Annotated in this window: 22 protein-coding genes; 11 read left to right on the forward strand and 11 right to left on the reverse strand. The window is 39.4% G+C overall.

Annotated features, from left to right (window positions below; translation table 11 throughout):
- The first annotated feature begins 187 nt into the window (after positions 1 to 187).
- Genes LG336_RS09905 through LG336_RS09915 form a run of 3 tightly spaced genes read left to right on the forward strand, consistent with a single transcriptional unit; the run spans position 188 to position 2,173 of the window.
- On the forward strand, positions 188 to 733 hold the full coding sequence (locus LG336_RS09905; protein WP_404333129.1) for a GNAT family N-acetyltransferase: 546 nt from the start codon (positions 188 to 190) through the stop codon (positions 731 to 733).
- A gap of 20 nt (positions 734 to 753) precedes the next feature.
- Complete coding sequence (locus tag LG336_RS09910) at positions 754 to 1,581, forward strand: GNAT family N-acetyltransferase (protein ID WP_404332409.1); 828 nt, start codon at positions 754 to 756, stop codon at positions 1,579 to 1,581.
- A gap of 19 nt (positions 1,582 to 1,600) precedes the next feature.
- Positions 1,601 to 2,173: a hypothetical protein gene (locus LG336_RS09915; RefSeq protein ID WP_404332410.1), complete on the forward strand. Its 573-nt coding sequence runs from the start codon at positions 1,601 to 1,603 to the stop codon at positions 2,171 to 2,173.
- 65 nt (positions 2,174 to 2,238) lie between these two features.
- On the opposite strand, the gene LG336_RS09920 is transcribed toward LG336_RS09915, so the two are convergent.
- From LG336_RS09920 to LG336_RS09940, 5 genes are all read right to left on the reverse strand, one after another.
- The gene (locus LG336_RS09920) at positions 2,239 to 2,655 is read right to left on the reverse strand and encodes a hypothetical protein (protein ID WP_404332411.1); all 417 of its coding nucleotides are present in this window, start codon (positions 2,653 to 2,655) and stop codon (positions 2,239 to 2,241) included.
- A gap of 37 nt (positions 2,656 to 2,692) precedes the next feature.
- On the reverse strand, positions 2,693 to 4,144 hold the full coding sequence (locus LG336_RS09925) for a DUF4153 domain-containing protein (protein ID WP_404333130.1): 1,452 nt from the start codon (positions 4,142 to 4,144) through the stop codon (positions 2,693 to 2,695).
- 78 nt (positions 4,145 to 4,222) lie between these two features.
- A complete protein-coding gene (locus LG336_RS09930; protein WP_404332412.1) occupies positions 4,223 to 4,861 on the reverse strand; it encodes a hypothetical protein in 639 nt (212 codons plus the stop codon).
- On the reverse strand, positions 4,842 to 5,189 hold the full coding sequence (locus tag LG336_RS09935) for a PadR family transcriptional regulator (protein ID WP_404332413.1): 348 nt from the start codon (positions 5,187 to 5,189) through the stop codon (positions 4,842 to 4,844). Before LG336_RS09935 ends, LG336_RS09930 begins: the two co-directional genes overlap by 20 nt.
- 166 nt (positions 5,190 to 5,355) lie before the next feature.
- Positions 5,356 to 6,345: a DUF4003 family protein gene (locus LG336_RS09940; protein ID WP_404332414.1), complete on the reverse strand. Its 990-nt coding sequence runs from the start codon at positions 6,343 to 6,345 to the stop codon at positions 5,356 to 5,358.
- Between the two features lie 197 nt (positions 6,346 to 6,542).
- Here LG336_RS09940 and LG336_RS09945 point away from each other — a divergent pair, with 197 nt between their 5' ends.
- Positions 6,543 to 7,046, forward strand: a complete 504-nt coding sequence (locus tag LG336_RS09945) for an RNA polymerase sigma factor (RefSeq protein ID WP_404332415.1) — start codon at positions 6,543 to 6,545, stop codon at positions 7,044 to 7,046.
- Positions 7,039 to 7,986, forward strand: coding sequence for an anti sigma factor C-terminal domain-containing protein (locus LG336_RS09950; protein ID WP_404332416.1), 948 nt, complete (start codon positions 7,039 to 7,041; stop codon positions 7,984 to 7,986). The genes LG336_RS09945 and LG336_RS09950 overlap by 8 nt, the downstream gene beginning before the upstream one ends.
- A gap of 178 nt (positions 7,987 to 8,164) precedes the next feature.
- Here LG336_RS09950 and LG336_RS09955 read toward each other — a convergent pair whose 3' ends face one another.
- From LG336_RS09955 to LG336_RS09965, 3 genes are read right to left on the reverse strand one after another with little or no spacing between them, the layout of a single operon-like run.
- Positions 8,165 to 8,932 (reverse strand): ABC transporter permease subunit, encoded by a 768-nt coding sequence (locus tag LG336_RS09955; RefSeq protein ID WP_404332417.1) that lies wholly within the window; start codon positions 8,930 to 8,932, stop codon positions 8,165 to 8,167.
- Positions 8,929 to 9,834: an ATP-binding cassette domain-containing protein gene (locus tag LG336_RS09960; protein ID WP_404332418.1), complete on the reverse strand. Its 906-nt coding sequence runs from the start codon at positions 9,832 to 9,834 to the stop codon at positions 8,929 to 8,931. Before LG336_RS09960 ends, LG336_RS09955 begins: the two co-directional genes overlap by 4 nt.
- A gap of 29 nt (positions 9,835 to 9,863) precedes the next feature.
- Positions 9,864 to 10,061, reverse strand: a complete 198-nt coding sequence (locus tag LG336_RS09965; protein ID WP_404332419.1) for a PLD nuclease N-terminal domain-containing protein — start codon at positions 10,059 to 10,061, stop codon at positions 9,864 to 9,866.
- Positions 10,062 to 10,294: 233 nt separating this feature from the next.
- Between LG336_RS09965 and LG336_RS09970 the strand changes: the two genes are divergently transcribed.
- A complete protein-coding gene (locus LG336_RS09970) occupies positions 10,295 to 10,726 on the forward strand; it encodes a YtxH domain-containing protein (RefSeq protein ID WP_404332420.1) in 432 nt (143 codons plus the stop codon).
- An 896-nt stretch (positions 10,727 to 11,622) separates the two neighbouring features.
- On the opposite strand, the gene LG336_RS09975 is transcribed toward LG336_RS09970, so the two are convergent.
- On the reverse strand, positions 11,623 to 12,447 hold the full coding sequence (locus tag LG336_RS09975) for an ABC transporter ATP-binding protein (RefSeq protein WP_404332421.1): 825 nt from the start codon (positions 12,445 to 12,447) through the stop codon (positions 11,623 to 11,625).
- Positions 12,448 to 12,681: 234 nt separating this feature from the next.
- Positions 12,682 to 13,647: an iron-hydroxamate ABC transporter substrate-binding protein gene (locus LG336_RS09980; protein ID WP_404332422.1), complete on the reverse strand. Its 966-nt coding sequence runs from the start codon at positions 13,645 to 13,647 to the stop codon at positions 12,682 to 12,684.
- A gap of 122 nt (positions 13,648 to 13,769) precedes the next feature.
- On the opposite strand from LG336_RS09980, the gene LG336_RS09985 reads away from it, so the two are divergent.
- Genes LG336_RS09985 through LG336_RS10000 form a run of 4 tightly spaced genes read left to right on the forward strand, consistent with a single transcriptional unit; the run spans position 13,770 to position 17,873 of the window.
- On the forward strand, positions 13,770 to 14,783 hold the full coding sequence (locus LG336_RS09985; RefSeq protein ID WP_404332423.1) for a FecCD family ABC transporter permease: 1,014 nt from the start codon (positions 13,770 to 13,772) through the stop codon (positions 14,781 to 14,783).
- A gap of 8 nt (positions 14,784 to 14,791) precedes the next feature.
- Positions 14,792 to 15,805 (forward strand): FecCD family ABC transporter permease, encoded by a 1,014-nt coding sequence (locus LG336_RS09990; protein WP_404333131.1) that lies wholly within the window; start codon positions 14,792 to 14,794, stop codon positions 15,803 to 15,805.
- Between the two features lie 36 nt (positions 15,806 to 15,841).
- A complete protein-coding gene (locus LG336_RS09995; RefSeq protein WP_404332424.1) occupies positions 15,842 to 17,245 on the forward strand; it encodes a M14 family zinc carboxypeptidase in 1,404 nt (467 codons plus the stop codon).
- The gene (locus LG336_RS10000; protein ID WP_404332425.1) at positions 17,238 to 17,873 is read left to right on the forward strand and encodes a pyridoxamine 5'-phosphate oxidase family protein; all 636 of its coding nucleotides are present in this window, start codon (positions 17,238 to 17,240) and stop codon (positions 17,871 to 17,873) included. Before LG336_RS09995 ends, LG336_RS10000 begins: the two co-directional genes overlap by 8 nt.
- 115 nt (positions 17,874 to 17,988) lie before the next feature.
- Here the strand turns inward: LG336_RS10000 and LG336_RS10005 are convergent, their stop codons facing one another.
- Positions 17,989 to 18,204, reverse strand: a complete 216-nt coding sequence (locus LG336_RS10005; protein WP_404332426.1) for a hypothetical protein — start codon at positions 18,202 to 18,204, stop codon at positions 17,989 to 17,991.
- 230 nt (positions 18,205 to 18,434) lie between these two features.
- On the opposite strand from LG336_RS10005, the gene LG336_RS10010 reads away from it, so the two are divergent.
- A complete protein-coding gene (locus tag LG336_RS10010) occupies positions 18,435 to 19,154 on the forward strand; it encodes a FadR/GntR family transcriptional regulator (protein ID WP_404332427.1) in 720 nt (239 codons plus the stop codon).
- Positions 19,155 to 19,189: the final 35 nt, after the last annotated feature.

Raw genomic sequence — 19,189 nt, forward strand, 5'->3', positions numbered from 1 at the left:
ATTCATTCAATTATTAGCGATAGATAATTTGGGGGTGTAGTACTCTATTCACCTAGTTTTTAAAGGTAACAGTTATAAAAGTAAAAAAACCAAAAAAAATTATTTTACCAACTCCCTCAAGCAATCTATTTACCTAATGTAAATTTCGGTATAATCAGAAAAGGGAGTGGGGGACAGGATGAAAACAATGAAGACTTTTCCAATACTAGAAACAAATAGATTAGTATTACGCAATATTGAAAAAAATGATGCCAAGAGTGTATTGAAGTATCTGTCTGATGTTGAGGTTATGAAATATTATGGGCTAGAACCTTATCAAACGGTAGAGGATGTTTTGGAGGAGATTTCATGGTATCAATCCATCCTGAATGAAAATACGGGAATAAGATGGGGCATTACCTTAAAAGGGGAAAATGAATTGATAGGTAGCTGTGGTTTTTTAAATATTGTAGTTCAACATTACCGCACAGATATTGGTTTTGAACTAAGCAAAGATTACTGGGGCAAAGGAATTGCCAGCGAAGCGTTGGAGGCAGTGACCAAGTACGGTTTTGAACAAATGAACCTACAAAGAATCCAAGCACTTATCGAACCTCCTAATATACGTTCTCAAAAGCTGGTTGAAAAGCAGGGCTTTCTCAAAGAAGGTTTGCTGCGAAAATATGAGTATACTTGTGGGAAATTTGATGATTTATACATGTATTCGTTATTAAAAGAGGATTGTGAATTTTAAAATAGACTAGGGGTAAGAGAATGCTAACTGAAAAACAATTAAGGGAAATAAAACAGCTTCAAGAAGTTTGCGAACAAGACGGGGGATTCCAGCTAAAGCTGAATTACGATATGCTTGAGAACCGGGAAGAGGCTCGGGTAGAGGACTTCTTCCACTATGAAGGAAATCTACTTGTCGGGTTTCTAGGTAGCTATAATTTTGGAAACAAAGTAGAGCTTTGTGGAATGGTTCACCCTGATTTCCGGAGAAGAGGAATCTTTTCAAGCCTACTTAAAGTGGGGCTTGAAGAGGCAATGAAACATGACATCCAAACAATTCTGTTAAACGCGCCTACTGAATCCCTAACGGCAAAGGCATTTTTAAAAACCGTTCCATGCACTTTCGCAGTAGCAGAATATCAAATGAAATGGCATCAAAAAGATTTAATTAACGATGATAGCGTTATTGTCAGGCCATCTGTATCGAAGGAAGATTGGGATGCAGAAATTAAACTCGAGATATCAGGCTTTGGTATGAGTGAAAAGCAAGCTCAGGAAATGCAAAAAAACATTAGCGAACAAAGCAGTGATCAAAAAATCATCATTGAAGTGGAAGGAAGAATTGCCGGAAAAATGCGTGTTTCCGAGTTGAATGGTGAAGCTTGGATTTATGGCTTTGCTGTTTATCCAGAACTTCGAGGCAAAGGGATTGGCAGAAAAGCTTTATCCAAAGTAGTTATAATGGAACAGCAAAAAGGGTTACCAGTTTTTCTAGAAGTAGAGGCGAAAAATGCCCACGCACTGCGATTGTATGAATCATGTGGCTTTAAAACTTACCATTCTCAGGATTACTATAAGTACAATCAATAAAAGCATAAGGGGTGAATAAATGAAAGATTTGATCGGCGGATTACCTGATATGCTAATTTTTTTCATTTTATATGGTTTTCTCGTCATTGGCATTATGATCACGGTCAAACTGTTAAAACGTTTAGACTCAACAAACCAAAATGCATACAACAATCTAACAATCCTGATCGCATTGCTGTTTCATGCTCTTAATTTTTATTTAATCTATGATTTGATGACTGTTTCACCCCAAAGCATTTCTGGTAATGGTAACCCACATATTCCGTATATATTTATCTCATTCTTTCTATTTCTCTCTTTTTGTATTGTTTTTTCAAAGTATGTTTTTGTTACGCTGTTAAACAAGAAATTGTTGTTGAGTCTACCAATCATGTTTATTACTATAACGATTGGTTGTTTTTCAATTGTCCTTCAATTGGATTTTGTTTCGACAATAAAAGAAGAACTTTACTATCCAATGAGTAACTGGGCGAATTGGTGGAAAGACATCCATTTGAACTATCTATACTTCAATCTTTATACCTTTTTATTTGGAATTAGTAGTTCTGGTTTGATTGCTGGAACACTCGCTTTAATCAAGAAAAGCAATTGATTATAAGGAATTTAAAAAACGCTCAGAGTTTTCTGAGCGTTATTCTGTGCACATTAATTCTGTGTTTATTTTACTCTTTTTAAAACCGCCTCATTTACGGATCCACCTGTCAGTTCGAAAAAGATTTCTTGATTAGGACGGAGTTCAAGTAGGGCTTTTTTGTTTAATAGGGCTCTATCCCCATTATCAGTTAAAATATAAACTTCCATTTCAACATCTCCATCTAACTCAAAGTCTTCAGTTAGGAACTCAAACCTAAGAACTTCGTCTTTTTCAATGATAGAACCATCTGCATTCACGCCGCCTTGTGTATGATTGAGTAACGCTAATTCGATTCCATCAAATTCAAATTCAGCCTTGTTTTTAATCGTAATGATCGTATTATTTTCATTGGGTTCAATAGGTGTTCCTGTAGCCTCTCCACAAGCTGACAATACAACTATCAGAAACAGGGTGTTAAGTAGAAGGAATAATCTATTCATAAACTCATCTCCTTATTATCTCATCCTATAAAGGTGTCTACAGATTCAATTCCCCAAGCTTTTCGTAAGCTTTGTCTCTCACAAGATTATGAGACTGCCATGTATCGCTTTTGATATTTCTTCTATCGGCCTTGCGTTGTTTTAGCAACTCTTCTAAGCCAGGAACATCTGGATTCTTTTCATAAAGCTCGATTAAACCGAGCACCCCGCTTGAGGACAAGCTACTTAAATAATGGATATCAATTTTGCCGGTCGTTTCAAAGCGGGCGATATTGCGCTCAACAACAACTTGGTCAAGGTTTACAAGATTGATGCCTGTATAGAAAATAATCGAGGCCATGAAATAAAAGTGGAACAAGGAAAGACGCTCCAGCCAAATTTTTACGAGTGTATAAGCAAAGATGACCATCAGGAAAATCATGAAAGAGGTCACGAGCACTCTGGTAAAAGTAAACCCATACGCATCTTCATACATCGCCATTCGCATGAAGGCGGAGATGAGCAGCACTCCGCTTGATAAAACCAGAAGAGTTAAAGCCGACTGAATCGTCTTTTTTAAGCCACCGAGAACGTTTTTCGTAAATTGTATGACAACGGTTGTGACCGTCAGATTAATCAAGGTAACAAACAGCAATTCAAAAAAGCCACGACGCGCATATTCCGCATAGGTGTAACCATCCTCAAGGGTACCACTGAAAAAATACTTGAATTGGACGGCAACAAATAGTACATACACCAAATCAAGCAGCAACAACACAGTTAGGGTAATAATGCCGTCAAGTGACACCGAATTGGGGAGAGCATTCTTCTGAATCACCTGGATATTTTTATGCAAAAGGACTTGCATGAAACCGAAGAAACCAAAGGTATAAATCAGGATGACGACTGAACGGAAGAACGTTTCCGGATTAAAGCTTAGTAGATTAGGAAGATTACTTAAAAGCCGTTCAAATTGAGCATCGGCTGAAATCAACAAATTTAGTATCACAAATAAAATGGGTATGGAAATGGCAATTCCAATTAGCACCTTTTTCCAAACAACATATTTCTCTGGATTGCTGTTTCGCTTTAGGATTCCGGACAAATGAGCGATGAAACGGAAAGGATAGAGAAGTCCATTTCCTAGGCGCAAGAAAGCATAGAGCAAGAAGCTTAGCTTGTTCCATTCCATTTTTTTCGGTGACGTAATTAAGGCGAGATGAAAAATGACCATAGCCGGAATCACCAGAACATTTAATACGTAAAAAACTGTTACATCATACAGATAATAGCCAGCAGATAATAGCCAAATAGAAATTAACACGAGATAACCGACACGCTGATGCGAAAACAAAAAGGTGCGAAATCGCCAGAAAAAGATTGCGTAAAAAACACTGATAAACACAAAGTAGGAAATTCCAATTTGGTCGCGGAAAAATGCTTCTTCGGCGACAATTCCCAAAATAAGGCACAACAGCAAAAACATCCAGTCTTTCTTTTCGAGTTTCATTTCCAATGTTATTACCCCCAATAATTAATTAGATTTTCTTTGTATATAGAATTTCTATGTATATATTCAAAAAAAAGCTTAGACAGAAGCTTTTTTTCCCCATTTGTAGCTAATCAAGCACAGTGGGTATAAAAGAATCGTGAGCAAAATGCAGACTCCAATAAACGTTTCCTTCAATAATGGATAAAACCATTCGTGAGGAATGATGTGGAATACCGTTAACACCATGAGTGTTAAGTTTGGAATTAAGGCGAGAATGAACGTCCGCGTCATCAACTTTTTGCCTTTATGTCCAAAGCCTCTGCCAATTTCATAGCCAAGTAGGGCCCAAAAGAGCATGTATACGAAAGCGATTAGGATTGGAAAGGAAGTTAGTTTGAACCATAGGTTCGTTAGCCAATTCCAATCAAACAAATTATGTGCGAGGGTGAGGGCACCTCCACCTGCAAAAAAAAGAATGTTCACGAGGATAAACAACCATTTCATATTGCTGGGTGTCACCGAAAGTTCTTCCTTCCACATCGCTGCAATCTCTTCAGGACTCCCGACCCTAGAATAAATGTGTGAACGCATTTTTGTTTCATCCTCCAAGTGATGGAGGCTAACAAGGAGTTCATCAAGATGTGCATCATATTCTGCTAGGATTGAATTTTTATCTGGATGATCTCCGAGACCATTTGACAAATCGGTTAGGAACTCATTCTTTAGTCGTTCCATGATTTTTTCTCCCCATCAACTTGTTCATGACAGAAACAAAGTTATTCCACTCATTGGTTTTTTCAAGAAGCATTTCTTTGCCTGCGTCCGTAATCCGATAATACTTCCGAGCAGGTCCTTTTTCTTGTTCTTGCCAATAGCACTCAATATATTCCTGCTTTTCAAGCTTGTGTAGAGCCGGATACAATGTCCCTTCCTTAACGGAAAATTCATTTCCACTGCGCTTCTCTAGTTCTTTAACGAGCTCATAGCCGTACATGTCTCGTTCCTCAAGGAGCTGAAGCAACAAAAGGGAGGTACTGCCTTTCACCAATTCCCGATTAAACATCTTTTCACCTACCTAGAGATTTTATGTATATAGAAATTCTACAACGTAAGGAAGGAAATGTAAAGGGGGGAATGTCATGGAAAAACCCATTCCAAGTGGCATTCTCAGAACTGAATTCTTGTACTCAAAGAAAGCCGTATCCTAATAAGGAAACGGCTTCTGTGTGTTATCCACCACTATTTGAGTTGTTCGCTGCAGCTGCAGCGGTAATGCTTGCTGTCATCGCTGCTTGTTGAGCTTGAAGTAAGACTTCGATCGTTGTGTTTAGTCCAGTCGTTGCAGCATCTGTTAGCAGCGCTTTATCGCTCATTAAAAATAAAACACTTAGCATAAAATTAATATCCTTATTCCATTTAAAAAGGCGATCATTATTTAAATCATCATAAATGGCATAGAGTTGCGGGATTTCACTCTCGACTTGATCTAAATAGCTTAGCATACCGATATACGGATAATAAATTTTCTTTGATTTAAAATTTGCCTTTTCAAGTAGAGTTTTCACTTCCAAGCATTTTTCTGCACTCTCATCAGGATTTTGGTCTTCATTTAAAGCAAGAATATGACTTAAAAACTGCAGGTCATTTCCAATTGTAAAGCCTATTTTCTTTAAAGCGTAGTAATGATCCTCTACATGTAGAATCATCTCTTCTTTATTTTTATCAGAAGAAGCGGCAAGGATTGAAGCTAAAGGATAATCTCCCGAGTTTGTTAGGAAAGGATGATGCTCCTTCATTCCTCGATATACATCGACTGTTTTTTGGACATATTCTTCCACTCGGTGAGGATCGATTTTAAGTAGAGTACCTGCAGCAATATAGGAATAAATCGCTCGGCTGTAGCCGTTTTTTATTAATTTTTGATAGATATCAAGAAAATGAGAGAAATTTTCTTTAGGGTTACCTGTTGTTGTTTCCAATGTAGCAGCCACAGTAAAGCGGTGTGTAGATCTTAATTGTGAAAAAAGCCCAACTTCATTTTTAATATAATCTGCTAGTTCTAGGAAACGCTCTAACTGAAATTCCTTTGAATTGGTCACATACATTGCGGCTATTAGCATAAGGGACCGTTTGTCACTTTTCCACTTTAATGCAGAATAAAGCTCTGAGTAAATTTCCTTAAAAAGATCCAATCGTTCCGTAACCGTTTGATTGAGCATGCAAAAAAGACCACCTTTCCTATTTTTACTATTATCTGGTAATACGGATGGAATTTCAGAAAGTTTCAATTGGAAGCAGTTTACATTTGAACAATTCATTTTTTTTACTAAATGTTATAAATTTATTTCAATTTTGCTGTAAACTTTTTTAGGGGAAAGGACTCTGTATTTATAGAAGCTTTTAGAGGGGAGGAACTATGGATTCTCAGCTTTTGGAATTATATCATAAGCAAGCTAAAATGATTTATTTTTATTTAAAAAAGAACGGATGTAGCCATGAAGATGCAGAAGATATTGTTCAAGAAAGTTATATGAAATATATCACATACAGTAGCGGTGTTTCTTCAGACAAAGCCCTTTCTTATATTTTTTCTATTTCTATGAATGAATTTAAAAAAATCTTAAAGAAAAAAGGAAAAGAACAGGTCGTTTCTATTAATGATGATCGCTTCTGGAATAATTTCGAGAATGACGATGATACCGAATCTAGTGTGTTGAGGATTGAAATGAATCATGAAATTTTACATACTTTAAATCAGTTACAAGAAGTCTACAAGCAACTTTTATTAATAAAATATGAACTTGAATTAAGTTATAAAGAGATAGGGTTATTACTAGGCATGAAGGAAGAAACCATTAGGACTTATTTATTTCGAGCAAGAAAAGAATTTCAAATGAAGTGGAGGAATCTTCATGAGTAAATATACAGATGATTTGGATATTTTTGATGAAAAGAAGATAAATAAGGCGATAAAAAAAGGCAAAACGAAGACGATTATTACAATTGTTTTAGTTTCTATTTTAGTATTTGTTGTCTTGAACATATTGAATTTCGCTATTTCTGCTTATTATAGCCAAAAGGCATTTAAACAGTGGGATGCTTATGTCCGACTAAGCACCCCTAATGGCTATATAAGTGAAACCGTTGATTCAAGAGGTTTTTTAGGAGGAATTAGCACCTATAAGGTTTCAAAGGACATGAAATTTAAATCACTCGTCATCGAACAAAAGCAATATCCATTTGGTCTGATTCCATCTGTTTTGATTTCAAGAGGTTCAGGAGGCAGTATAGGGGTTACAGGAGAGGATTGGCAATTCAGATATAAAGAAAACGGTTGGAGAGATATGGTGTTTTTCCATCCCGATGTGACTTATAAAAAATACAAAAATGATTCAGATTTGATTCAAAGTATGCAAGGGGAAAAAATATATGAGGTAGCACTTTCATTTGATAAGCCATACAAGCAAAGTGAGTTGTTTTCTATTGAGCTACCAGAAATGACGTGGTTTTGGATAAACACCTATACCGATAACCAAATAAAAACGTTGCAAAAAGAAGCAAAAGAACATGATTGGTCTTCAACGTTTATTCATGAACATGAAGCTTTAGGTTTTTCCACCAATTCCACTTATCCTTCAACAACTGATTTGGCATATGAGTATGGAAATTTTCTTGACTTGCTTCAAACCAGTGTTTCAAGTAGACATCAGAAAGCATACAACACGATTAAAAATGTAAATATGGAGGAAATTGAAATTTTAGGAGTGGTCGTTTACGGGACTAAAGATGAAATCTTAGAAATTATGAAAGAGCCTAGTATTAAAGCTGCTTCTCTAGGAGGAATTGTTGAAAATTACTAGAAGTTAAACATTCAAAAATGAGATGTGAGCATGTAACAATTACATTTGAACAAACGGCGCGACCGTTTGTTTTAGGTGTACAAAAAGGATAGATTGAGCATAGTTGGTACTGCTCACCTATCCTTTTTCTTTATCATTTTAAAGAAATAACACGACTAGTGAATTTGATTAACGACTCTTATTTCCTTTGCCAGTGTGTGGTAGAGAGGTAAAGAAATAAGACCACTAATAATCCAGTTATCCCAAGTGGGAGAAGGAGGGGGCCATCAACACTTCCATCCACCAAATAGGAGGAAGCGGCCGTTGTAAGTTGGGCAGGACTCCATTCCATCCATTTACCGAGGAGCGAAGTTGAAAGCGATAAAAGAATACTCACTAAAAGCGCAAATGCGGCTACAAGCCCACTGCTTTTTAAAAGACTGCTCAGGTAAATAGTGAACGTTACTATAAATAAAATCCAAACAAAATAGAGCCCAGTGCCTTTAACCAAATCGATAAAAGGATACTGATCTATTAATATTTCGGTATAGTACCACGATGCGAGCATGCCAAGAGCTACCGCTACAGCGCTAAGAAGGAGAGCACTCAACCATTTTGCGGTAATATATGAAGAATAATTAATAGGCTTGACGAGAATCGCTTTAATCATCCCACTTTTTCGTTCAGCTGAAACGATGCCCATAAAAGCGAGGACAAGAATGAGCACGCCCATCTGATTAAACTGACCAAGTGTCTGGGCGAGAACTTCTCCGCTTGAGGGGAGGGGGATTTCAATGATGGTTCCTTCTGGGAGATCGCTAGCGTTTTTTAAGATGTCGGGCATATAGTAATTGGTCACCGGCTGTAAGAGTCCGAATAAAATAAACACAAGCGGAATCCAGATAATCTTATAGTTACGAGACATTTCTAGCCATTCTTTACGAAATAAAACAGACCATTTCCTCATTTTCCCACCACCTTCATGAACAGATCCTCGAGCGTCGTATGACCCACAGTAAAACTTGTGACAGGTATCTCTTTTTCTGTAATTTCCGCGAGAAGTTTGCTTCGGCCCTCGGTTACGTCCTTTACAAAGATCTCCATTGTGCCATCTTTCAAGACAACCTTGGAAACAACATCCCATGCTTCAATGCTCTGTATCCAACCTTCTAGGTTTTCCTCAGCAGAAATCATGATGACATCCTCCTGATGCTTGCGGCGGAGTTCGGGAAGGGAACCGGTAATGGCTAACTCTCCATCGTGAATCATAATGACATCATCACAAATTTCCTCGGCATCATGGAGGATATGGGTTGAAAAGAGAATCGTCATTTTTTCTTTCAGCTTTTTCATCATTTCAAGAACTTCTCTGCGTCCAACAGGATCTAGTGCTGAAACTGGCTCATCAAGCATCAGCAGCTTTGGTTCATGAATCATTGCCTGGGCGATCCCAAGGCGCTGCTTCATGCCACCTGAATATCCGCCAATCCTGCGCTTTTTGCTATCTGCCAAACCCACGACCTCAAGCATTTCATGTGCACGATTCATCGCTTCGGCCTTTGATAATCCCGATAATTCTCCCATAAATAAGAGGAATTCTACGGCATTCATCCAAGGAAAGAAAACAGGCTGTTGGGACAAATAGCCAATCTGCTCTCGGTAATCCCCTTTTTTAGCATCCAAAAACGAGATGGTACCTTTTGTTGGTTTTTGCAAGCCTGCGAGCATTTCCAGTGTGGTTGTTTTTCCCGCACCATTCGGACCGAGTAAAGCGACACATCGGCCTTCTTCGATTTTAAAGGACAGGTCTTTTACGGCCATATGATTGCTAAATGCTTTGGTTAATGATTTTACCTCAACCATTTTCATTCTTCATCCCCCTATTAGGAAAGCGATTTTTAATCGTGCCTTTTGCCAATCGTGAAATACAAAATTGGACCAATAATACTAATGAAGAGAGAGATGAGAACCCACATCCATTTAGGACCGTTCGTTTTTTCAGCTTTCGATAGGTCTAATAATGCGATAATGATGAGAATCACTTGAATCCCGATTAATGGCGCAACTAGAGCCCAATTTACTTCTGATAATTCCATCGTTTTTTCTCCTTTACAAAAGATTGGAAGAACAATTTGCAGAAGTTTAAGTTTATCTGTCTACTTCTATTTTACCTTTTCTAGTAAGCTCTTCCAATTAGAATAAAAATGTTTTATTTAGATAATAAAACCATCGTTTAAGGGTTTAGTGGAAGCTAGAAAACAAAAGGAAGTTTCAACAATAGGAAATTAGGTAATAGAATAGATAGATACTAGAAAGGGAGCTGATTGGAATGAATAAACAAAAAGGTCTTGCACTAGGTACAGTTGTTGGAGCTGCTGTTGGAGCGACAGCTACATTACTTGTGTCTCCAAAATCAGGCGATGAAGTACGAGAAGACATCGGTAATCAGCTGACTAAAGGAAAAAATAAAACAGCAGAAATGAAGAATGAGTTAACGAATAAATTAGGAGAGCTTTCTGAAATCGTGAATGAAAGCACATCAACTGTTTCACAATCGGTAAAGGAAAAATGTGAAAAGGTAATGAATGAAGCCGCCCAGGCACTAAACAAGATTGATGAGAAGGATAATTTTGGCGCCGCTGAGCTAAAAAAATTAGTAAGAGAACTTATGAACGAGGGAAAGCATGCTAGTGAGGAGATAAGAGAAATAGTCGAAAATGAACTCAAGGAAATAGAAGTGGGTATTAGTGAAAAAGAATAATTCATATACAATGATAGGGGGTAGAGAGGAAAAGAGCCCTCCGAATGCTGTGAAAAATAGTAGTCCCCATTTTCTAGGAAATTATTGTAAAATAAAAAATCGCTAGGGAAGGATGAGGCGATGCGTTTGTACCACCGAAATGAAAGCGTCATGATGAAGCCCGAAGAGATGTACGGGAGGGAAAAACGGTCACCATGAAGCGTTCATAGAGCCTAAAATGAAGGACGCCAAGGAAAAACGGTCGCCATGAAGCGTTCATGGAGCCCAAAATGAAGGACGCCAAGGAAAAACGGTCACCATGAAGCGTTCATGGAGCCCAAAATGAAGAGCGCCAAGGAAAAACGGTCACCATGAAGCGTTCATGAAGCCCAAAATAGTGGACAGCAAATAAAAACGGTCACCATGAAGAGTTCATGGAGCCCAAAATGAAGAGCGCCAAGGAAAAACGGTCGCCATGAAGCGTTCATAGAGCCCAAAATGATGAACAGCAGTGAAAAACGGTCGCCATGAAGAGTTCATGGAGCCCAAAATGAAGAGCGCCAAGGAAAAACGGTCGCCATGAAGCGTTCATGGAGCCCAAAATGAAGGACGCCAAGGAAAAACGGTCACCATGAAGCGTTCATGGTGACCAAAATGAAGAGCGCCAAGGAAAAACGGTCACCATGAAGCGTTCATGGAGCCCAAAATGAAGGACGCCAAGGAAAAACGGTCACCATGAAGCGTTCATGGAGCCCAAAATAGTGGACAGCAAATAAAAACGGTCACCATGAAGCGCCCACATGAAGCCCAATACCATGAATGGCACAGAAAAATGGCCTCCAAAAAGAAAGGGACGGTCTCTTAGCTTCCTTAGCAGCAACTGCCAAGGAAACTAAAGAAACCGTCCCTTTGTTTCACTATACAACCGAAACTCGTTTCGGTTGCTTCGGTGCAATCGAACGTCCTTTTCCGTGTGGTACGCATACTGGAGTTCCAAAAATCGGATCACAAGAAATATTACACTTCATTTGGAAAACGTCGTGGACTAACTCACATGTGATGATATCCTCAGGCTTCCCTTGTGCGTAAATCTTTTTATCTTTCACAGCCACCATATGATGAGCATAGCGACTAGCAAGGTTTAAATCATGCAACACCATCACAACGGTATGGCCTTTTTGCTCGTTTAAGTCAAACAATAAATCGAGGATTTCGATTTGATGGGTCATATCTAAATAGGTAGTAGGTTCATCTAATAAAATGATATCGGTTTGCTGTGCCAAGGTTAACGCAATCCATGCCCGTTGGCGTTGACCGCCTGACAATGAATCAACCGCACGATCTTGTAGATGCAGGATATTTGTTGATTCAAGCGCTTGGTGAACAGCATTTTCATCTTCTTTTGTCCATTGCTTCATCATTGACCTGTGTGGGTGTCTGCCTTGTTTCACAAGCTCATATACGGTCAAACCCTCAGGTGTAACTGGGCTTTGAGGCAGGATAGCAAGCTTTTTGGCAATATCCTTTGTTTTCATCTTGGCAATTTCCTCGCCATTTAAAAGAACATTCCCCGTTTTAGGCTTAAGCAACCGTGCCAAAGAACGTAATAAGGTTGATTTCCCACAACCATTTCCGCCAATTAATACCGTGATTTCCCCTTTAGGAATTTCTATATCTAAATGATCAATGATCGTTGTTTCTCCGTAACCTAATGTTAAATCCTTTGCTGATAATGAATGCATCGGAATCTCCCCCCCTTGTGCGCAACTAAAACACACATGTGCGACCGAAATGTATACCATTATATTATTTGCTTTGGGCGTTATAGTCAATGATACTCGTTATCATTTGAAAAATTGACACATTTAACAAGTGATACTATTAGAAAAAAATGCTGTCCCGCTCGAGAGAGGGGACAGCATTTAATATAGATAAGATACTCGCAATTCAAGGCTAAGACTGCACATTATTAAAATCTATTCCCCTACAGCACTCAAAACATCATCAATCGTTTTTTGAGAAGCGATGAGTCCTTTATTTGTCCAATTACTTGGGTCGTTAAAAATATGCACATTTCCATTTTTAGCAGCCGGTGTACTTTGCCATACAGAGCTATCTTCTAATGTTTGAATTCCTTGTTCACCTTCTAAGGCTAAAAGAAATACATGATCGGCATCAAGCTCAGAAAGCTTCTCCACTGAAATAGGGTTCCATGAAGCAGCATCAGCCTCACCCAATTCTTCAATAAGTTTGGGCTGTTTTACTCCTAATTCAGAGTAGAGAACCTCTGCACTGTGACGGTTTTGTTCAAACAAAAAGAATTGATTTCCAGCGGCCCAAATTACAGCTGCTGTTTCATCGCCAAGTGCTTCAGCTAACTGTCCACGCGCAGCTTCAACTTTTTCCTCGTAATCGCTTAACAGTTTCTGAGCCTCATCTTCTTTGCCAAGAATGATTCCGAACGTTTCAATTTGGTTACGCCAGTCTGCAACTGTTTCTTCTTTCATGGCATAAGTTGGAGCAATTTTATTATAATCGTCAAATGTCCCCTCGTAGCTGTCCATATTATTTTGTAAAATAATCAAGTCTGGCTCATGACTTAGTACCTGCTCTAATGGGAGATTCCATTCAATGGTTGGAACATCCTTCAAATCTTCCTCTAAATAGTCTTGGACACTTTGGCCAATGGCCCATTTTGCTACTGGGGTGACCCCTAATGCCAATAAAGCATCTTCATGATAAGGAGCCATTATTCTTTCAGCATTTGCCGGAATCGTGACTTCACCCATTGCCGAATCAAGTGTCACTTCGGTGTTTTCATTCTCACCTTGTGGTTCAGGATCAGGGGATGAATCATTGTTTCCACACGCAGAGATAATAAGGACAAGTAAACCCAAGACGATAGTGGAAAAAAGTCGACGAAACTTCACATTCTTTTTCATATGTATTTCTCCTTTATGGTATAATTTCTCTGTCAATGATAATCATTTTCAATTACATAGTCAATTAGAAGTTGGTTTCTTTTATGACAAATTAAAGAACTTTGTAGAAACAGGAGAGAGCAATGCGATCATTTATTCATCATTCGAACACGACAAAAATCATCATCAATCTCATCACCTTTCTTGCTTTAATTCTTTCCATTGGTGTATCCGTTTCCTATGGAACAACGAACATTGATTTTACAACAGTGTGGCAAGCTGTTTTTCAATTTAACCCTGAGCTAACCGCTCATCAGGTCATCCAAGAACTCCGGTTACCTCGGGCCGTAGCTGCCGCCTTTGTAGGTGCTTTTCTTGCCGTCTCTGGTGCGATTATGCAAGGAATGACGCGAAACCCATTGGCATCCCCTTCGATTATGGGGGTGACGGACGGTTCAGCGTTCGCCCTTGTGTTGATGCTAGCCTTTGTTCCCGGTATTTCAAGCATGGGGCTCATTGGTTCTTCTTTTGTAGGTGCTGGTCTCGCTGTTGCCCTCATCTTTACAATTGGATCGTTTTCAGCTGGTGGGTTAACGCCTGTAAAATTAGCGCTAGCAGGTGTAGCAATTGGAACGATGTTACGGTCGGTTTCTTCGATTATCTCCCTGCATTTTAATTTAGAAAAAGAAATGGGCTTTTGGCTTGCAGGGGGGCTAAATGGAACCAGCTGGTCTTCCGTTCAGATTTTAATGATTTCCGGCGTGATTGGTTTGTTGCTTGCGCTGTCCATTTCGAAATCAATCACCGTACTTAGTTTAGGCGAAGACATCGCTACTGGGTTAGGGCAAAATAACCTGTTGATTAAGGTTCTTGGAATTCTTACCATATTAATCCTCACAGGGGCAGCCGTTTCTGTTGCAGGAGTTGTTGGTTTTGTCGGACTCATTGTTCCCCATATTACGAGATTTATAATCGGAACCGATTATCGCTGGATCATTCCAACCAGCATCCTGTTTGGAGCGTTGCTACTGGTTTTATCTGATGTTGTTTCAAGATTGGTCAATGCTCCCTTTGAAACACCTGTTGGAGCGATTACCTCCCTTATTGGCGTACCATTCTTCCTGTACTTAGCTCGCGGTAGTGGGGGTGGAAAATAATGAATCAAATGGAAATGAAGAAAAAGAAGAAATTATCGGTCGTTCTCGTCCTGTTAGTCGCTTTGATTGTGGTGATGTTTTTTGTCAGCTTAAGTACGGGTGTCATTAAAATCGCCCCAAGTGAGGTCATCAAAACATTCTTAAACCAAGGTACGGCTCGGCAGGAGCTCGTTTTGTTTGATTTCCGTTTACCAGGGATTGTGTTGGCGTTGCTTATCGGTGCTGGACTTGCAGTATCTGGTGTCATCTTGCAAGGAATTACGCAAAATGAGCTTGCCGACCCTGGGATACTAGGAATCAATACCGGGGCTGGTCTTGCGGTCGTCTTATTCCTTTACTTTTATAAGGGCCAGCTTGATCCAACGAGTGCGTTATCCTTTATTATCATGCCTTTTGCGGCATTAATTGGAGCGATTGGGGCTGCCATTCTTATTTATGCCTTAGCGTGGAAAAAGGGCGTGAACCCGATTCGACTCGTCTTGGTGGGGATTGGTGTCAACGCTGGATTTGCTGCTTTTCTAACGATTTTTCAATTAAAAATGGATCCGCAAGATTTCCGCCAAGCGACGGTTTGGCTGACAGGGGATATTTGGAACGCCAATTGGAATATGGTATTTGCCTTATTACCATGGATGTTGATCTTAATTCCGATTGCTCTTCAAAAAGCCCATTCTCTCAATGTGATGAATTTAGGAGATGAGGTTGCTTCAGGTTTAGGGACATCGGTTGAAAGAGAGAGGATGTTCTTATTGTTTGTAGCTGTGGCATTAGCTGGTGCGTCTGTCGCAGCAGGTGGGGGAATTGCTTTTTTAGGATTGGTAATTCCGCATATAGCTAGAAAAATAATGGGGCCATTGCATCAATATATTATCCCGGTCTCAACACTACTGGGAGCATTGCTATTAATGGTGTCTGATACGATTGGGAAAAATTTGTTAGCTCCAACCGAAATTCCCGTGGGCATTATTGTCTCAATTTTAAGTGCGCCTTATTTTGTATATTTACTAATAAGGACAAAGTAAAAAGTCTGAACAACTCAGCTGAAAGGAAACCTTTACATGAATTTTCAATCTGTAGTGGACCAAGTTCCCGATTACAAGGCTTTTTTAACAGTAGATGAACTAGATGAGAGCAGTCGAAAACTGGCTGAAGAGTTTCCTGACATTGTCACCGTGTTTGAAGCTGGAAAATCACGAGCGGGGCATTCAATTTTATGTATGAAAATTGGGGATGGACCAAAGAATGCGTTGTGCTTTGCCTGTCCTCACCCTAATGAACCGATTGGTGCGATGACCCTTGAGTACTTTTCTCGTGCTTTAGCTGAAAATGATGAGTTGCGAGAAGGCTTAGGTTTTACCTGGTACATTATCAAATGTATTGATCCCGATGGTGTTCGTTTGAATGAAAACTGGTTTAAAGGACCGTTCAATGTCTATTCGTATACAAAGAATTATTATCGTCCCATCGGCTACGAACAGGTGGAATGGACGTTTCCGATTGATTATAAGGAACTTCACTTCCATGACTCGCTCCCTGAAACTCAGGCATTGATGAAATTAATTCAAGTGACGAAGCCTGACTTTATGTATTCGCTCCATAATGCTGGGTTTGGCGGGGCTTATTGGTATCTCACACATGATCTTCCTGAGTTATATGAACCGCTAAGGAAATCAGCACTAAAACAAGAGATTCCCTTAAGTTTAGGAGAGCCAGAGGAGCCGTTTATTACGAAATTTTCACCAGCGATTTTTAAAACGATGAGGATTGCTGATGCCTATGATTTTACCGAAAAATTCACAGGGGAGACTCCGAATATTAAAAACGGTACTTCGAGTTCAGACTACGCCTCAGCCATCACAAGTGACTGTGTAACGTTGCTGACGGAGTTGCCCTATTTCTTCGATTCTCGTACCGAGGATATGAGAGAGTGTGAGATGACACGGAAAGAAGCGATTATAAAAAGTGTAGAAATGTCCCAAGCTCATTTTGCTAGCTTGGATCAACTATTGAATGAAGTTCGGCCTTTTATTACCGACCAAAATCCATTTATTAAACTTGTAGATGAGGTTATCCAGTACATACTTAACGGAAGTGAAGCGAAAATCAAATGGGCGGAAAGCAATCCTGAATTTGATAGGCCTGCTAAAATAGCTGAAGTTTTTGATAACCTACATGGTGCAAAGTTTTATAACGGATTATACTTGGGGTTAACGGTTCGCTCATGCGAATATGAACTAGACAGACTGCACAGACAAGAAACGAACGAGGAAGAGGCCATCAGGAAACTACAAGCAACCCATAATAAGGGGGAGCGCTTTTTAAAAGAGTATTGTGAGGCCCTAGAGCGGGAGCTTGATTACTCCTTTATCCCGATACAAAAACTAGTGCGCATCCAAGTAGAAAGTGGCCTTATCGTTGCCGATTCCATACGCAGGAAGCAAGGGGAGAGACAAGATGTCTAATTTTACATGGAAAGAAAAAATCGAAAGTGAAGAGGAACTACGTTCGATGCTAGGGGAGTCTAGTGAGCTTGTGAAAAGAAAGGTGATTCCCTATCTAGATGAACATTGTCAGGATTTTATTTCGCGATCCCCTTTTCTAGTGATTTCTACTGCTGACGCATCAGGATTTAGTGATGTTTCTCCTCGGGGAGACCAGCCAGGATTTGCGCTTATCCTTGATGATAAGCATCTTGTGATTCCAGAACGACCTGGCAATAAACGAATGGATACGATGCGGAATATATTATCGAATCCAAAAGCAGGTCTACTGTTTTTCATTCCCGGGTTAGGCGAAACGTTACGAGTGAATGGAAATGCTTCTTTGGTGAAAGACGATGCCCTCCTTGAACGAATGGCCGTTAACGGGAAGAAACCGCTTATCGGAATTGGTATTGAAGTCGAGGAATGCTTTATCCATTGTGCAAAAGCCATGAAGCGTTCAGGATTATGGGAACCAGAAACCTGGAGTCAAAAGGACACATTGCCAAATGCAGCGAAGATCCTCTTAGCGCATTCGAAGCTACCCAACAAAACAGAAAAAGAACTGGACGAGGCACTACAAAAAGATTATAAGTCTACCCTTTATTAAGGAAGCAAGAGACAATCATACGAAAATAAAAATCCCCTAGTTTGTTCAGTTCTCTTTAGAACATGCTAGGGGATTTCTCTTGGTCATAGCCATTTCATCTACCTGCCATTTTTGGTTATTGTATAACTACTGGATCCCTTTTTTTCTCGGTCGGTACAGATTCTTCTAGACCTTCTTCGAAGTCTTCCAAGCCTGGCGCTTTCGAATAATTCGGATTTGTCTCGTTTGATTGTAATTGTTTACAAGAGATCATGATGAAATCTTCCTTCACACCCTCGAAGTTCGAATCACTACATATCCTGTAAAAATCATCAAAATCGATATTTAACATCCTTAATCCCTCCCTGCTTGTTATGGGGAATAACAATCCTCCTTTCAATTCCATTATATGATTTATTGGAGAAGGAAACGGGTCATTTTTCAACAATTTATTGAAGATTATAATAATTAGAAGGCGAAAAATAGTTTGGTACCGATGACGGAATCGCTTACAAAATTAGATTGTCGCTTTAACCAGAATATTATAGAATCATAGTTATACAAACATTGGGGTGAGTACTTTTGAACTATCAGCAAATTAAACCACGAAAAATATACGAGCAAGTTGCCGAAGCCATTTTGGAAATGATTAAATCCGGACAGTTAAAGCCTGGGGAAAAGCTTGATTCTGTTCAACAGATTGCAGAAAATTTTCAGGTGGGGCGCTCAGCAGTCCGGGAAGCATTAAGTGCCTTAAGAGCGATGGGATTGGTAGAAATGCATCAGGGGGAAGGTACTTATGTACGTGAATTCGATTCTAAAATGTTGTCACTTCCAGTACATGCAGCGGTTTTAATGAAAAAAGCGGATGTGAAAAATCTGCTTGAGGTTCGCCGGATCCTGGAGGTTGGAGCTGTGGAGGCCGCAGCGTTAAGATGGACAGCGGGCCAGCTTGTTGAAATCAAAGAGGCATTAGAACAAATGAAACAGGCAAATGACGAGGAGCTAGGGGAAGAAGCGGATTTTCGTTTCCATTTGGCTATCGCAAAAGCCTCACAAAATGAATTGCTAATTAGCCTAATGAACAATGTCTCTGAAATGATGGTCAGAACCATGAGGGAAACACGTAGGCTTTGGCTTTATTCTGAGAAATCCACTTTGGGTCGTTTAAATCAGGGGCATCAAAGCATTTATAATGCAATTGAGCAAAGGGACGGAGTAATGGCACAGAAATTAATGCTAACTCATCTTCAATGCGTAGAAGTAGTGTTAATGAAATACTTTAATGAAATAGAAGAATAATAATAGAGTTTAATTGTTAAGGTGACCCCTTAACG

This window comes from Mesobacillus maritimus (assembly GCF_044803185.1).
Classification (GTDB): Bacteria; Bacillota; Bacilli; order Bacillales; family Cytobacillaceae; genus Mesobacillus_B; species Mesobacillus_B maritimus_B.

What these genes read in the sequence shown, in the direction of transcription:
- LG336_RS09905 (WP_404333129.1), top strand. Translation starts at nt 188, where the DNA reads ATGAAGACTTTTCCAATACTAGAAACAAATAGATTAGTATTACGCAAT.
- LG336_RS09910 (WP_404332409.1), top strand. Translation starts at nt 754, where the DNA reads ATGCTAACTGAAAAACAATTAAGGGAAATAAAACAGCTTCAAGAAGTT.
- LG336_RS09915 (WP_404332410.1), top strand. Translation starts at nt 1,601, where the DNA reads ATGAAAGATTTGATCGGCGGATTACCTGATATGCTAATTTTTTTCATT.
- LG336_RS09920 (WP_404332411.1), bottom strand. Translation starts at nt 2,655, where the DNA reads ATGAATAGATTATTCCTTCTACTTAACACCCTGTTTCTGATAGTTGTA.
- LG336_RS09925 (WP_404333130.1), bottom strand. Translation starts at nt 4,144, where the DNA reads ATGAAACTCGAAAAGAAAGACTGGATGTTTTTGCTGTTGTGCCTTATT.
- LG336_RS09930 (WP_404332412.1), bottom strand. Translation starts at nt 4,861, where the DNA reads ATGGAACGACTAAAGAATGAGTTCCTAACCGATTTGTCAAATGGTCTC.
- LG336_RS09935 (WP_404332413.1), bottom strand. Translation starts at nt 5,189, where the DNA reads ATGTTTAATCGGGAATTGGTGAAAGGCAGTACCTCCCTTTTGTTGCTT.
- LG336_RS09940 (WP_404332414.1), bottom strand. Translation starts at nt 6,345, where the DNA reads ATGCTCAATCAAACGGTTACGGAACGATTGGATCTTTTTAAGGAAATT.
- LG336_RS09945 (WP_404332415.1), top strand. Translation starts at nt 6,543, where the DNA reads ATGGATTCTCAGCTTTTGGAATTATATCATAAGCAAGCTAAAATGATT.
- LG336_RS09950 (WP_404332416.1), top strand. Translation starts at nt 7,039, where the DNA reads ATGAGTAAATATACAGATGATTTGGATATTTTTGATGAAAAGAAGATA.
- LG336_RS09955 (WP_404332417.1), bottom strand. Translation starts at nt 8,932, where the DNA reads ATGAGGAAATGGTCTGTTTTATTTCGTAAAGAATGGCTAGAAATGTCT.
- LG336_RS09960 (WP_404332418.1), bottom strand. Translation starts at nt 9,834, where the DNA reads ATGAAAATGGTTGAGGTAAAATCATTAACCAAAGCATTTAGCAATCAT.
- LG336_RS09965 (WP_404332419.1), bottom strand. Translation starts at nt 10,061, where the DNA reads ATGGAATTATCAGAAGTAAATTGGGCTCTAGTTGCGCCATTAATCGGG.
- LG336_RS09970 (WP_404332420.1), top strand. Translation starts at nt 10,295, where the DNA reads ATGAATAAACAAAAAGGTCTTGCACTAGGTACAGTTGTTGGAGCTGCT.
- LG336_RS09975 (WP_404332421.1), bottom strand. Translation starts at nt 12,447, where the DNA reads ATGCATTCATTATCAGCAAAGGATTTAACATTAGGTTACGGAGAAACA.
- LG336_RS09980 (WP_404332422.1), bottom strand. Translation starts at nt 13,647, where the DNA reads ATGAAAAAGAATGTGAAGTTTCGTCGACTTTTTTCCACTATCGTCTTG.
- LG336_RS09985 (WP_404332423.1), top strand. Translation starts at nt 13,770, where the DNA reads ATGCGATCATTTATTCATCATTCGAACACGACAAAAATCATCATCAAT.
- LG336_RS09990 (WP_404333131.1), top strand. Translation starts at nt 14,792, where the DNA reads ATGGAAATGAAGAAAAAGAAGAAATTATCGGTCGTTCTCGTCCTGTTA.
- LG336_RS09995 (WP_404332424.1), top strand. Translation starts at nt 15,842, where the DNA reads ATGAATTTTCAATCTGTAGTGGACCAAGTTCCCGATTACAAGGCTTTT.
- LG336_RS10000 (WP_404332425.1), top strand. Translation starts at nt 17,238, where the DNA reads ATGTCTAATTTTACATGGAAAGAAAAAATCGAAAGTGAAGAGGAACTA.
- LG336_RS10005 (WP_404332426.1), bottom strand. Translation starts at nt 18,204, where the DNA reads ATGTTAAATATCGATTTTGATGATTTTTACAGGATATGTAGTGATTCG.